At 71.5% G+C, this 13,367-nt stretch carries 7 protein-coding genes; 3 read left to right on the top strand and 4 right to left on the bottom strand.

The window, feature by feature from the left end; genetic code table 11:
• Nucleotides 1-91: 91 nt before the first annotated feature.
• The 3 genes from ACZ5WG_RS19550 to fusA all read left to right on the top strand — a co-directional run bounded on the left by ACZ5WG_RS19550 (nucleotide 92) and on the right by fusA (nucleotide 4,262).
• Nucleotides 92-1,123 carry an SCO0930 family lipoprotein gene (locus ACZ5WG_RS19550; RefSeq protein WP_468724630.1) on the top strand — a complete coding sequence of 344 codons (1,032 nt, stop codon included), beginning with the start codon at nucleotides 92-94 and terminating at the stop codon, nucleotides 1,121-1,123.
• Between the two features lie 79 nt (nucleotides 1,124-1,202).
• Nucleotides 1,203-1,742 carry a hypothetical protein gene (locus ACZ5WG_RS19545; protein ID WP_468724628.1) on the top strand — a complete coding sequence of 180 codons (540 nt, stop codon included), beginning with the start codon at nucleotides 1,203-1,205 and terminating at the stop codon, nucleotides 1,740-1,742.
• 420 nt (nucleotides 1,743-2,162) lie between these two features.
• Nucleotides 2,163-4,262, top strand: a complete 2,100-nt coding sequence (gene fusA, locus ACZ5WG_RS19540; RefSeq protein WP_468724627.1) for an elongation factor G — start codon at nucleotides 2,163-2,165, stop codon at nucleotides 4,260-4,262.
• A 246-nt stretch (nucleotides 4,263-4,508) separates the two neighbouring features.
• Here the strand turns inward: fusA and ACZ5WG_RS19535 are convergent, their stop codons facing one another.
• From ACZ5WG_RS19535 to ACZ5WG_RS19520, 4 genes are all read right to left on the bottom strand, one after another.
• Nucleotides 4,509-6,974, bottom strand: coding sequence for a SpoIIE family protein phosphatase (locus ACZ5WG_RS19535; RefSeq protein WP_468724625.1), 2,466 nt, complete (start codon nucleotides 6,972-6,974; stop codon nucleotides 4,509-4,511).
• 183 nt (nucleotides 6,975-7,157) lie between these two features.
• Nucleotides 7,158-8,303 (bottom strand): ABC transporter substrate-binding protein, encoded by a 1,146-nt coding sequence (locus tag ACZ5WG_RS19530; RefSeq protein ID WP_468724623.1) that lies wholly within the window; start codon nucleotides 8,301-8,303, stop codon nucleotides 7,158-7,160.
• Nucleotides 8,304-8,425: 122 nt separating this feature from the next.
• Complete coding sequence (locus ACZ5WG_RS19525) at nucleotides 8,426-11,092, bottom strand: SpoIIE family protein phosphatase (protein ID WP_468724622.1); 2,667 nt, start codon at nucleotides 11,090-11,092, stop codon at nucleotides 8,426-8,428.
• A gap of 276 nt (nucleotides 11,093-11,368) precedes the next feature.
• Nucleotides 11,369-13,147 (bottom strand): PLP-dependent aminotransferase family protein, encoded by a 1,779-nt coding sequence (locus tag ACZ5WG_RS19520; protein ID WP_468724621.1) that lies wholly within the window; start codon nucleotides 13,145-13,147, stop codon nucleotides 11,369-11,371.
• Nucleotides 13,148-13,367 lie beyond the last annotated feature (220 nt).

The raw sequence follows: 13,367 nt of genomic DNA, 5'->3' as shown, positions 1-13,367 counted from the left end.
ATTCGGCGCCCTTCTCAGGCCTTATGAATAAGGCAGTAGACGAACCCCCCGGGTTCAACCCGAAGGAGTGATCGTGAACAAGGTGCGTCGTATGACAACTGTCGGATCGGTGGCCGCGGTTCTGTTGCTGGCGGCGGGATGCGGAAGCGGCGACAATGCTGCGCGCAACTCGAACTCCGTACAGCCGGCGGGGGCCGGCAAGCCCCTCGGAGGCGCATACGACACGGGCTACGGGGCAGGCGGCTACGGGTCGGACGCCGCCGCCGGCTCCGGGTCCGGCTCCGGGTCCGGCTCGGCCGTCGGTTCGGACTCGGGTTCGGGATCCGGTTCCGGTTCCGGCAAGGCCGGGCCGGCGGGGCAGCTGTCCGTACGCGACATCGCGAACGTGGGCAGCGTGGTCACCGACAGCGCCGGAATGGCCCTCTACCGCTTCGACAAGGACACGCCCCAGCCTCCCAAGTCCAACTGCGAGGGGGACTGCGCCAACGTGTGGCCCGCCGTCCCGGCGGACGACGCCTCGGCCGCCGCCGGCATAGACGCCGCCCTCCTCGGGTCGGTCGCCCGGGCCGACGGCAGCAAGCAGCTGACCCTCGGCGGCTGGCCCGTGTACCGCTACGCGAAGGACACCAAGGCGGGCGAGGCGAAGGGCGAAGGCGTCGGCGGTACCTGGCACGCACTGGCACCGGACGGCAAGAAGGCGATCGACAAGAAACAGAAGACGGACGGCGGCGGCGGAATGGGAGGGATGGAAATGAAGGCGGGCACGGAACTCTCCGTGGCCGACAATGAAAAACTCGGCAAGATCCTGGTGGACGGGAAGTGGCGCACGCTCTACCGATTCGACAAGGACAGCGCGTGGCCCATGAAGTTCGGCTGCCTCGGTGCCTGCCTGGACACCTGGAAGCCCGCCCCGGCCGTGGACAAGGCGAAGGCTGAGGGAATTGCCGGCAAGCTGGTCGGATCGGTGAAGCGGCCCGACGGCAGCGAGCAGCTGACGATCGACTGCTGGCCCGTCTACACGTTCACCGGCGACACCGAGCCCGGCCAGACGAACGGCCACAACAAGCAGGGGCTCTGGTTCGCGGTCACTCCCGAGGGCAAGAAGGTCCCCCCGACGCCATAGCACGCCCGAGCCCTGCGCAGCAGCCGTGTCCCGAGCCGCAGGTCCCGATCCCGCCCCGACCACTGTGAGGCAGCCAGTCATGCCCCGTTCACCCCGTATCGCCGCCGCCGCGCTGCTCGCGACGCTGCTGTGCGGCGGCTGTGCCGCCCGGGTGGCCGCCGGTCCGCAGGATCCCGCCGCGAGCTCGTCCGCCCCGGCCTCGTCCGCCCGCCCCGCCCCGCTCCAGGAGATCGCCGCCGCCCTCGGCTGCACGCCCGAGATCACGGTCGACGCGGAGGAACTCCGGGAGGGGGCGTGCGGGGCGGGGCAGGAGGGCTTCCGGATGGCCACCTTCACCACCGAGCAGGGCCGCCAGACCTGGCTGACGGAGGCGCAGATGTACGGCGGCACCTACCTCGTAGGACCCACCTGGGTCATCACGGCGGCATCCGCCGAGGCCCTGGCCCCCGCCCGCACCCGCCTCGGCGGAACCATCGAGACCACCACCGGCCACGGTGCCGCCGCGCACGACGCCGGCTCCGGTGCCGGTCCCGGCGCCTCCCCCGATGCCCCCCACGACGCCTCCCACGGCTCCTCCCACAGCGGCGGGCACGACTCCCCGAGTCCCGCCGCCTCTTGAGGGGGCGTCCGGCCCGGCCCGCAGTTAATTGCGGTGCCGGGCCGCTGCCGTTTCACTACACTCACTTCCGTGCCGCCACGGGATGTGGTGTGCATGCCGTCGAGCGAGTCGAGCGACTCGTGTGATCCGAGTGAGGGGAGCCAGGCCATGTGTCACCGCATCGCCGTCTTCGTTCCCCGGTCGCGGTACGACGTGATCCTGGTGTCTTCGTCTTCCCGGTGACGGCTGCGCGGCCGCCATCGGACGTCCGCGACGAAGATCCGACCCTCTTCCTTCAGGCAGGCGAGCCGCCCTCGCGTACCCGGGTGTTCCCGGGGCGCGGTCGAGCCCTGTGACGCCCGCCTGCCCTGAGCCCGGTCCCCTCTCGTCCGCACATCGCGCTGCCCTCTTCACGACCCACCACCAGAAAGACCCCGGGCCATGCGCACCAACCCGAACACCTCGACCACCGTCCGCAATCTCGGCATCCTCGCGCACGTCGACGCAGGGAAGACCACCGTCACCGAGCGGATCCTCTACGCCACCGGGGCCACCCACAAGCGCGGCGAGGTCCACAAGGGCACGACCGTCACCGACTACGACCCCCAGGAGCGAGACCGTGGCATCACCATCTTCGCCGCCGCCGTCAGCTGTACGTGGGACGACCACCGCATCAACCTGATCGACACACCCGGACACGTCGACTTCTCCGACGAGGTGGAGCGCTCGCTGCGCGTACTCGACGGCGCGGTCGCGGTGTTCGACGCCGTCGCGGGCGTCGAACCGCAGAGCGAGTCGGTATGGCGCCAGGCCGACCGCCACGGCGTGCCGCGCATCGTGTTCGTCAACAAGATGGACCGCGTCGGCGCCGATCTCGACCAGGCGGTAGCGTCCGTACAGGAGCGGCTCCACGTCGTTCCGTTGCCCGTCCAGCTGCCCATCGGGCAGGAGGACGGCTTCACCGGGACGGTGGACCTCGTCCACATGCGTGCGCTGGTCTGGGGTGCGGAGCCCGACTCGTTCGCGACGGGTGCCGTACCCGATGACCTGTACGACGAGGCACGCCGCCGCCGGCGGCTGCTGGAGGAGCGGGTGGCGGAGCTCCATCCGGCCGCCCTGGAGGAGTACTGCGCCACGTCGGCGCTCTCCGCCGCCACGCTGACCGCCGCGCTGCGCGACCTGACGCGCAGCGGTGAAGGCGTCGTCGTGCTGTGCGGCTCGGCGTACCGCAACCGCGGGATCGAGCCGCTGCTCGACGCGGTCGTGTCCTACCTCCCCTCGCCGGCCGACATGCCGCCGGTACGGGGAACCCGTGGCACGGCGGTCGAGGAACGGGCCGCCGACCCGTCGGCGCCCTTCTCCGCGCTGGCCTTCAAGGTGAGCGCGACGGCGACCGGCCGGCTGACCTGCCTGCGGGTCTATTCGGGAACGATGAGGAAGGGGGACACCGTGCTCGACGCGGGCACCGGCCGGACCGAGCGGATCGGACGGATCCTGCACGTGCAGGCCGACCGGCACGCCGAGGCGGACCGGGCCGTGGCCGGGGACATCGTCGCCGTGGTCGGCCTCAAGGGCACGCGCGCCGGGTCCACGCTGTGCGCACCGGACGCCCCGCTCGTCCTCGAACCGCCGAAGGCCGCCGCACCCGTGGTGTCCGTGGCGGTCGAGGCGGGCAACAGCACCGAGACGGCGCGCCTGTCGTCGGCTCTGGCCGGACTGGTCGAGGAGGACCCTTCGCTGGTGGTCCGTACGGATCCCGAGACGGGCCAGACGGTCCTGTCGGGGATGGGCGAGCTGCACCTGGAGGTGGCGGTGGAGAAGATCCGCCGCAGCCACGGTCTGCACATCGCCGTGGGCCGCCCGCGGGTGGCGTACCGGGAGACGGTGGCGCGCGGCGTGTCGGGGCTTGTGTACCGGCACGTCAAGCAGGACGGCGGCGCCGGCCAGTTCGCCCACGTGGTCGTCGACGTCGAGCCCCTGGAGGACAGGGACGCCGCGGATGCCGGCAGGGGCGAAGCCGGCGGCGACGGTGCGTTCGAGTTCCGGTCGACCGTCGTCGGCGGGCGGGTGCCGCAGGAGTACGTCCGCGCGGTGGAGTCGGGCTGCCGGGACGCGCTCGTCGAGGGCCCCCTCGGCGGCCATCCGGTGACCGGGCTGCGGGTCACCCTGACAGACGGGGCCACGCATTCCAAGGACTCCTCGGAGATGGCGTTCCGGGCGGCGGGCAGGTTCGCGCTGCGCGAGGCCCTGCGCGCCGCCGAGATGGAGCTGCTGGAGCCGGTGGTCGAGGTCGTGGTGACCGTGCCCGACGACGCCGTCGGCGGGGTGCTCGGCGATCTGGCCGCGCGGCGCGGACGGGTCTCGGGCTCGTCCGTGAGGACGGGGACCACGGCGGTCACCGCCACCGTGCCGCTGGCCGAACTGTTCGGCTACGCGTCCCGGTTGCGCAGCCGCACCCAGGGCCGGGGCACGTTCACCACCCGCCCCGCGGGCTACGCCCCCGTCCCGGTGGCGGCGTACCAGCAGGCCCTGTCGGGCTAGGTCGTGTCGTCAAAGTCCCGTCTGGCTGGCGGGGTCTGGCACGCACGCTCGCCGCGTTGTCGTCGGTCACCGACGCTCCGCGTCGCTTCCCTCCTCCGCCTTGCGATCGCACGCACCAGACCCCGCCAGCCCCGCCCTTCCGGGCGGCCGACGCCACTTTGACGACACTCCCTAGGGCGCGTCGTCAATACGCACTCCTGCCCCCGGCCGTCACCGCGGCCGGGGGCAGGGCCGCAGCTGCACCCGTCATCCGGGCCGGGCGGCGTCCGCCTCCTCCAGGAACCCCTCGGGGAAGGGCTGTTCGGCCCAGATGGTCTTGCCGCGGGCGTGGTAGCGGGTGCCCCAGAGCTGGGCGAGCTGCGCCACCATGAACAGACCGCGCCCTCCCTCGTCGGTTTCCTCCGCACGCCGGACGTGCGGGGAGGTGCTGCTGCCGTCCGAGACCTCGCAGATCAGCTCGCGGTCGCGGATCATCCGCAGCTGGATCGGCGGACTCCCGTAGCGGATCGCGTTGGTGACCAGCTCGCTCACCACCAGCTCGGTGGGGAACTCCAGCTCCTCCAGGCCCCATACGGCCAGCTGCCGTGTCGCGAGCGTACGGGCGCGCCCGACGACCTCGGGCTCGGCGGGCAGGTCCCACGTGACGTGGTGGCCCGCATCCAGCTCGTGGAGGCGGACCATCAGCACCGCCACGTCGTCCTGTGGGAGCACGGGGAGCAGCCGGCCGATCACCGCATCGCAGGCCTCGTCCAGCCCGTTCCCACGGCGCCCGGGTCCGGACGGCGCGGCGAGCGCGATGCCCGCCAGCGCTTCCGGGATCCGTTCGAGGCCGAGGTCGACGCTGCGGTCGGGCGCCGCGACCAGGCCGTGCGTGTACAGCACCAGCACGTCCCCGTCGTCCAGCGTCAGCTCGGCGCTCTCGAACGGCGATCCGCCGAAGCCCAGGGGAGGCCCGGCGGGCAGCGAGACGATGGCGGGCTCCCCGCCCACCGGGGCGAGCACCGGCGGCGGATGGCCCGCACAGGCCACGGCGCACTGCCGCGAGATCGGATCGAAGACGGCGTACACACAGGTGGTCCCGGCCGCCCCGCCGGGGCGGCCGCCGCTGAACTCGTCCTGGCCGTGCTCGTCCACGAACCGGTGGATCTGGTCGTCCATGTACGAGAGCAGCTCGTCGGGGGAGAGGTCGAGGTCCGCGAGGGTCCGTACGGCGGTGCGCAGCCGGCCCATGGTCACCGCGGCGTTCAGGCCGTACCCCTGCGCGTCGCCCACCACCAGCGCCACCCGTGCGCCCGACAGCGGGATCACGTCGTACCAGGCCCCGCCCAGCTCCGCGTGGCCGTGCGCGGGCAGGTAGCGGGTCACCGCCTCCAAGGCGCCGAGGACGGGCAGCCGCTGGGGCAGCAGGCTGCGCCGCAGGGCCAGGGCCGCCGTCCGCTCCCGCGTGTAGCGGCTCGCGTTGTCGATGCACACCGCCGCACGCGCCGCGATCTCCTCGGCCAGCAGCACGTCGTCCGGCTCGAACCCGTGGGCGCGTGCGTGGCGTACGAAGACCGCGGCGCCGAGCACCGCCCCGCGGGCGGACATCGGTACGAGCAGCCAGGAGTGGACTCCGTATGCACGGACCCGCTCGGCCTGCCGGGGGTCGACGGGGGTGAGCTCCGCGATCAGCTCCTCGCCCGTCAGCAGCAGCGGTTCGCCGCTGGCCATGGCCCGGGTGAACAGGGAGCCCGGCCCGCTGGTGAAAGGGTCGGGATCGCCCGTCGCGACCGCCGCCTTCACCGGGGTTCCGGGTGCCGAGGAAGTCGCCGCGCGCAGCAGGGTCTCGCCCTCGCCCACCGGGCCGACGAGCGGCTCCGCGCCGCCGAAGACCTGGGCGGGCAGGTTGACGTAGGCGTGGTCTGCGAACTCCGGGACGGCCACGTCGACGAGCTCCTGCGCGGTGTGCAGGACGTCCAGCGTGGTGCCGATGCGCGTGCTCGCGTCGTTGACCAGCGCCAGCCGCTCGCGGGCCCGGGCCCGTTCGGTCACATCGGCCACGGCGTGCGCGAGCGCGATCAGCTCGCCGGAGCTGCTGCGCAGCGGCAGGATCGTCTCGGACCAGACCTGCTGCCGGTCGCGATCACCCCGCAGCAGCCCCCGCACCTCGGTCTGGACCAGAGCCTCACCGGTCTCCAGGACATGGCGCTGCCGCGCCTCGAGGGCCGCCATGTCCAGCAGATCGGGCGGTGCCACCTCGGACATCGTGCGCCCGACGAACTCCTCGTTCGCGAACCCCGCGCCGCGGCGCAGGGCGTCGTTCTGCGCGATGAAGCGCAGCTGCGTGTCGAAGACGTCGATGAGGAACGGGGACTCGGTGAACAGTCCCCTGATCAGGGCCTCGCTGAGCTCGTGCCGGCGCGTGGCGCCGGTGTCGGTCGCCTGGATCAGCCACTGCCTGTCACCGGCCGTGGACACCATGGGACGTGCGTGCAGCGCCACCTCGACCCCGCGCCCGCTCCGGTGCCGCAGGACCGCGTGCCCGAGCTCCGTACGCCTGACCAGTAGATCCGACCCGCGCCACCCGTGCACCTCCCGGGCCGTGTAGCCGAGCAGCCGCTCCGCCCCCGGGCCCCAGCCGATGACCACCCCGCGCGCGTCGAGGAGCGCGTAGGTGTCGTCGTCCGCATCCGAAAGCACGCCGGAGGCATCGTGGAACACCGGGTCGTGCATCGCTGCGCCCCACTTCCGGATCTGCGGAACGACTCCTGCCCTACCCCTGCAATTATCGCTCTGCGTCACCGCTTGTGCAGCGTGGGTCGGGACCCGCCCGAACCGCGCTCCACCCCGCCCGGCAGGGCAGGCCGGGACCGGGCGCCGCGGCCGCGGCCCCGCAGGCCGGGACCGCCCCCGCCCTCAGCCCGAGACTGCCTTGGCCCACTCGCGGTTGACGGTATCTCTCGCCTTCTCCCGCTGCGCCTCCGTCGGAAACGTCGGCGTGCCCTCGACCGTCGGCAGTTTCTTGGCGGCGGCCTTGTCGAGGGTGCCGTCCTTCTCCATGGCGTCCATGAGGACGGGGCGTGCATAGGCGCCGAGCCGAATGTTCTGGCCTTCCGGGCTGAAGACGTACTCCTGCCACAGACGTGCCGCTGCCGGGTGCGGGGCGTTTTTGTTCACCCCGTTCGCGTAGTACTCGGCGAAGCTGCCGTCGAAGGGGATGGCGGTCCGCCAGTCGACGTCCGCGCCCTTCTCGCGGAACGCGTCGGCGTATCCGAGGTTGAGGAAGTCCCAGTCGATGCTGATCGGGGTCCGGCCGTCCGCGATCGTGGCCGGTGAGGACTCGACCGGGATGAAGTTGCCGCTCTTGCTGAGCTCGGCGAAGAAGTCGATGCCGGGCTGGATGTCGTCGAAGGAGCCCCCGTTCGCCAGGGCAGCCGCATACACTCCGGCGAACGCGGAGCCGGATTTGGTGGGGTTGCCGTTGAGCGCGACCTGGCCCTTGTACTCGGGCTTGCGCAGATCGGCGAAGGTCGAGGGGCAGGTCTTGACGCGTTTGGCGTCACAGCCGATCGAGATGTAGCCGCCGTAGTTGTTGTACCAGCGGGCGTGCGGGTCCTTCTGTTCCTCCGGGATCTGGTCGTACGCGGCGACCTTGTACGGAGCGAGCAGGCCCTGCCGGGCGGCGGACTGCGCGAACGAACCCCCCACGTCGATCACGTCGGGGGCGCGGCCTTCGGCCCTGTGCTCCTTGAGGGCGTCGATCTCGTCCTGGCTGGTGCCTTCCGGGTTCTCCACCGTGACCTTGATCCCGTACTTCTTCTCGAAGCCGTCGATCAGCGCGCCGTAGTTGGCCCAGTCGCGCGGGAGCGCGATCGTGTTGAGTGCGCCCTCCTTCTTCGCCGCCGCGGTCAGTGCCGCCGTGCCGCCGGCGTCCGCGGCGGAGGTGGCCTCCGCGGGGGCTCTGGGCGCGGCGGTGGGCTCGTCTCCGCAGGCACCGAGGGGCGCCGCCGCGAGGACCAGGCAGGCGGCGACGGAGGCTGTCCGGAGACGGGGTGCGGGCACGGAGGCTCCATAACGGGCGGTCGCGTACTGATCGAGGCCAGCGTACGTTCGGCGGCCTCGGCAACGCAGTCCCGGACGGTGGTGTCCGCCGTCTTCCCTGCGGCTGCCGCACCGGCACGTTCTCAGAACCCCTCGTCGTCCCACCCGGCCAGGAGCGCCTCCCCGAGGTCCATCGCGGGCGGTGCAGCCCCGTTGTGGAGGGCCTGCTCGCTCCAGATGATCTTGCCGCGGGCGGTGTAGCGGGTGCCCCAGCGCTCTGCGAACTGCGCGACGAGGAACAGTCCGCGGCCGCCCTCGTCGGTGTCCGCGGCCCGGCGCAGGTGCGGGGAGGTGCTGGACCCGTCGGAGACCTCGCAGACCAGGCTGCGGTCGTACAGCAGCCTCACCCGGATGGGCTCGGTGCCGTACCGGACGGCGTTGGTGATCAGCTCGCTGAGGATGAGTTCCGTGGTGAACGCGATGTCCTCCAGGCCCCAGTCCGCCAGTCGGCGGGCGCAGGCGTTGCGCACCGGGGACACCGCCGCAGGGTCGGAGGGCACGTCCCACTCGGCGATCCGCGCAGGGTCCAGCAGGCGGGTGCGGGCCACCAGCAGCGCGACGTCGTCGCTGGGCCTGGTGGGCAGCATCGCGTCGATCACCGCGGTGCAGGTTTCCTCCGGGGTACGGGCGGGCCCGGCCAGGGCGGCGCGCAGCGCGGCCAGGCCGGCGTCCGGATCGCGGTCGCGGCTCTCGATCAGCCCGTCGGTGAAGAGCGCCAGCAGGGAGCCCTCGGGCAGGGCGAGCGTCATGGTCTCCATGGGCAGACCCGCGCCCAGGCCCAGCGGCGGGGAGACGGGCACGTCGGGGAAGGACACGGTGCCGTCGGGTTGCACCAGGGCGGGGCCCGGATGCCCGGCGGTGGCCGCGGTGACCCGCCCCGAGACGGGATCGTAGATGGCGCACAGGCAGGTGGCTCCGGTGATTCCCTGCCACTCCTGCTGGTCCGTGTCGATGTGGGCGACCAGCTCGTCCAGGTGGCTCAGGAGTTCGTCCGGGGGCAGGTCGAGGGTGGAGAAGTTGTACACGGCGGTGCGCAGGCGGCCCATGGTGGCGGCGGCGTGCAGACCGTGGCCGACGACGTCGCCGACCACCAGGGCCACCCGGGCGCCGGGCAGCGGGATGGCGTCGAACCAGTCACCGCCCACCCCGGCCTGGGCGGCCAGGTAGCGGTGGGCGACCTCGACGGCGGACTGATCCGGTACCACCCGGGGCAGCAGGCTGCGCTGCAGGGTCACGGCCATGGTGTGCTCGCGGGTGTAGCGGCGGGCATTGTCGACGGACACCGCCGCCCGGGCCGTCAGCTCCTCGGCGAACGAGACGTCCTCCTCGTCGAACGGCGGGGAGTCCGGCCCCCGCCAGTAGCCGGCCATCCCCAGCACCACGCCCCGGGCCTGCAGGGGCACGACGATCAGGGAGTGGATGCCGCGGTCCAGGATCTGCACGGCATTGGCCTGGTGCTGGGCCCGCCAGCGGTGGGTGGCGCGCAGGTCGGCCTCCAGGACCGCGTGGCCGCCGGCCAGCCCGGCGGCCATGGGCCCGGTGGGAGCGAACTGGATCAGCTCGCCGACGGGGGTGAGCGGGTGGTCGCCCTGAAGGCCGACGACGGCGGTGCGGCGCATCTCGGTGTTCGCCTCGGGCGGCTCCTCGCCGCGCAGCACCGGGTCCAGCAGGTCGACCGTGACCACGTCTGCGAACCGCGGGACCGCCACCTCCGCCAGTTCCTCCGCGGTGCGCTCCACGTTCAGCGTCGTTCCGACCTGCACCCCCGCGTCGTAGAGCAGCTTCAGCCGCTCGCGGGCAACCTCGGCCCTGCCGGAGAGTGCCCGCAGCTCGGTGGTGTCCCGCAGGGTGACGACGGTCCCGGCCTGCCCGTAGGGGGCGGTGGGCCGGATGTTCACCGCCAGCAGCCGATCGGCCGACATGTGCAGCTCGTCGGTCGCGGAACGGCCCGATGCGATCGGCTCGGCGATCGCCTCCTCCAGACCCAGGTCCGTGACCGGGCGCCCTTCCGCGTCCACGGGCAGGTCCAGCAGCCGCCGCGCCTCGTCGTTGGCGAGCAGCAGCCGTCCGCCGTCGCCGACGATCAGCACGCCCTCCCGCACCGCGTGCAGCACCGCGTCGTGGTGCTCGTACATCCTCGTCATCTCGGCCGGTCCCAGGCCGTGGGTCCGGCGCAGCAGCCGACGGCTCACCAGAGCCGTCCCGCCCGCGGACAGGGCGAGCACCGCGGCCGCGGTCCCGAGGACGACCGGCAGCTGCCGGTTCACCATGCCCTGGACGTTCTGGACCGTGACCGGGGAGGAGACGACGGCGATGACGCGGCCGCCGGGATCCTTGACGGGGACGACCGAGACCACCGACTGCCCCAGGGACCCTTCGAACGTCTCGGTGAAGGACTTGCCGGCCGCCGCCCCCGCGAAGGGGCCGACGACGCGTTTCCCGATCTGGTCCGGGTCGCTGTGGGCGACGGTGACCCCGTCGAGCGTGTACACGTTGATGCCGTCGACCCCGGCGATCTTCCGGGCCGCCTCGGCGCTCGGCTGGAGCACCGCGCTGGGATGGGGGCTGCGCAGGGCTGCGACGATTCCCGGGGATTCCGCGAACGTTCCGGCGGCGGCGAGCGTACGGTGCCGGGCGTCCAGCATGGCCGCGCTCCGGGCCTGCACCACGAGGGCCGCCACCGCCGCGGCGACGAGAAGCACCACCACGGCCAGCTGCAGGAGGAACACCTCGCCGGCCACGCTGCGCACGCTCAGCAGGGAGGACAGACGCTGCGGCCGCCGTGCCCTTCCCTCGGGGGGCCGGGCTTGCTCCTGATGCTCCCGGTGGTGCCCTGAGCGGGGACGCCGAGGGGGAGAGGAAGAGCTCGTGGTCGAGCCGAGCAGCCAACGCCGGAAAGGTCCCAGGAGGTTGCTCATAGTCCATTCTCTAACCTCTGTGGGCCGTCGGCAGCGGGGAGCGGCGCCGGGACCTTCCCGGCGCCGCTCAGCCGTTACCGCACCGGCACGTATACGGAATGCGCGGGCCTACTCCATGCCGCGTCCGCTGATCGGGACGGCCCCCAGGGAGAGGACCCCCTCGGCGAGCTTCACCGCGGGCAGGGCGGCCAGCAGGGCCTGAGGGCTGTTCGCGGCGAGAGCCGGCGGCGGGACGAAGGCGTCGCTCGTCTGGAGGTCGAAGATCAGCTCGTCGATCTCCTGACGCGTGGTGGACGGCATGACGAACGCATGGACGTGATCGCCGACCTCGGACATCGACCACTTGGCAAGGAGCCGTGGATTGGGGCGGCGGAAGCGGACACTGAACGATCCGGGTGTCCGGGCGACCTCCAGGGACGGCTTGATGTCCAGTTCCTTCAGCCGCCGCTCCATGTACTCCGCAAGCTCCATGCCGATGCGACAGCGCTCGACCTGATCGGAGTAGGACAGCTGGGCGAGGTGGTTCCACATCACCAGCGGCGAGAACCCGTTGCGCGAACCGGCGAAGGTGGTGTCCTTGGAACCGATGACCGGCACCTCCGCAGGAGGCGCCATCTGGTACTTGACCTTGGTCATGTAGATGCTGCACGGCCAGGGGACGCCAGGCCACTTGTGGCCACTCATCGAGATGGACGAGACCATGTCCACGCTCTTGCCGCTCTTCGACTTCTGCCTGAGGCCGAAGTCGAACTCCGGCAGATCGACCTCGGGGGTCCAGCCGAAGACGTCCGGCTGCGCCGACGCCATCCGCATGAAGGGGCCGTATCCCGCGCCGAGGGCTCCGTCCACGTGGATCCAGAAGCGGCGGCGCTTCACGGTCTGGCCGGGGCCGTACGTCAGCTCGTGCTCGAGGTGCTTGGGCTCGAAGACCGGCAGCAGCTTGCGGCAGATCTCCTCGACATCGTCGTGCGCGCCCTTGAACGTGCTGCCGTAGTTGAGGCTGACCAGGATCGGGTGGCCCTTGCTCACGAACAACGTGACCAGCTTGACGAGCTTGTCGATGTCGACCTCGCCGTCGGCGTTGGAGGGGACCCCTTCACGGCAACTCTCCCAACCGCCCTCGATCGGGCAGTCGTAGTCGAACTTCTGCGCTGCGGCGTAGACGTTGTAGATGCCGAGGACCCGCATCCCCTTGCCGAAGGAGTAATGCGTGTCCTGCGAGTAGAAGGCGACGGGAACGAAGAACTTCTCCTCCTGCGTATAAGGCGCAGGCTCAACGTAGGTGAGCGTGTTCCCCTGATCGCCAGTGGTCTTGAGGAGCGCCTTGCCCGCGAGGTAGTCGCGCGCGTTCCACATGGCGTAGAGGTTCGCCTCGGTGGAGCCCATCGACGTCATGTAGCCCCAGTACGACTCGCCGTCCCTGGGATCGTGCGGCCACTTCGCCTTCCACAGGGCGGCGTAGTAGTCCAGCACGGCACGTTCGGCGACCCGAGTGTTCGGCTTGTAGCCGCCGCGGTCGAACGGATCTCCCATGTTGTTGATGTGACAGTCCAGGAACCGGGCCAGATCCACCCGGGTGCCGTCGGTGTCCTGGTTGAACTGGTAGCCCAGCATGTGGTCGCGCTTGTAGGTCAGGTACTTCTCCATCGCGTCCAGCGCCCTCCGGCGCTGGACGTCGGTGATGGCGTGGCCCGCGATCTGGAAGTCGCGGGCATCGATGCCCGGCTCCTGCGGATAGACGTTGGCGGGGTTCTTGACCGGTCCGCTGACCTGGCCGGCCTGGCCGTTGGCGAGTCCCTGGCTCTTCAGGATCTCCTGCCAGGTCTCGTGGTCGGGTCCGAACGGGAAGTCCGCGACACGTGCGGGACTGGTCTCTTCGATCGTCATGCAGCACTCTCCCGGCATCGGCTCAGGTGCGACGCCCGCACCTGCCGGTCAGCCTGGCCGCCAAACGGCTCGAATATGACGCTGACACGTTTGAGGAATGTCCTGTTAGCCCGTGTGGCCGAACGTGCCCCAGCGCCAGTGCGTCGCCGCCCATCTGCGGGCCCCGTCCGGCTCGGCCCGGCGCGCCGTCCGGCCGGAGCTCGCCAATACTCAGAGTGCC

This window comes from Streptomyces sp. NPDC032745, assembly GCF_055579465.1.
Note: the sequence above shows the minus strand (reverse complement) of the source record. Positions and strands in the feature narration are given on the sequence as shown.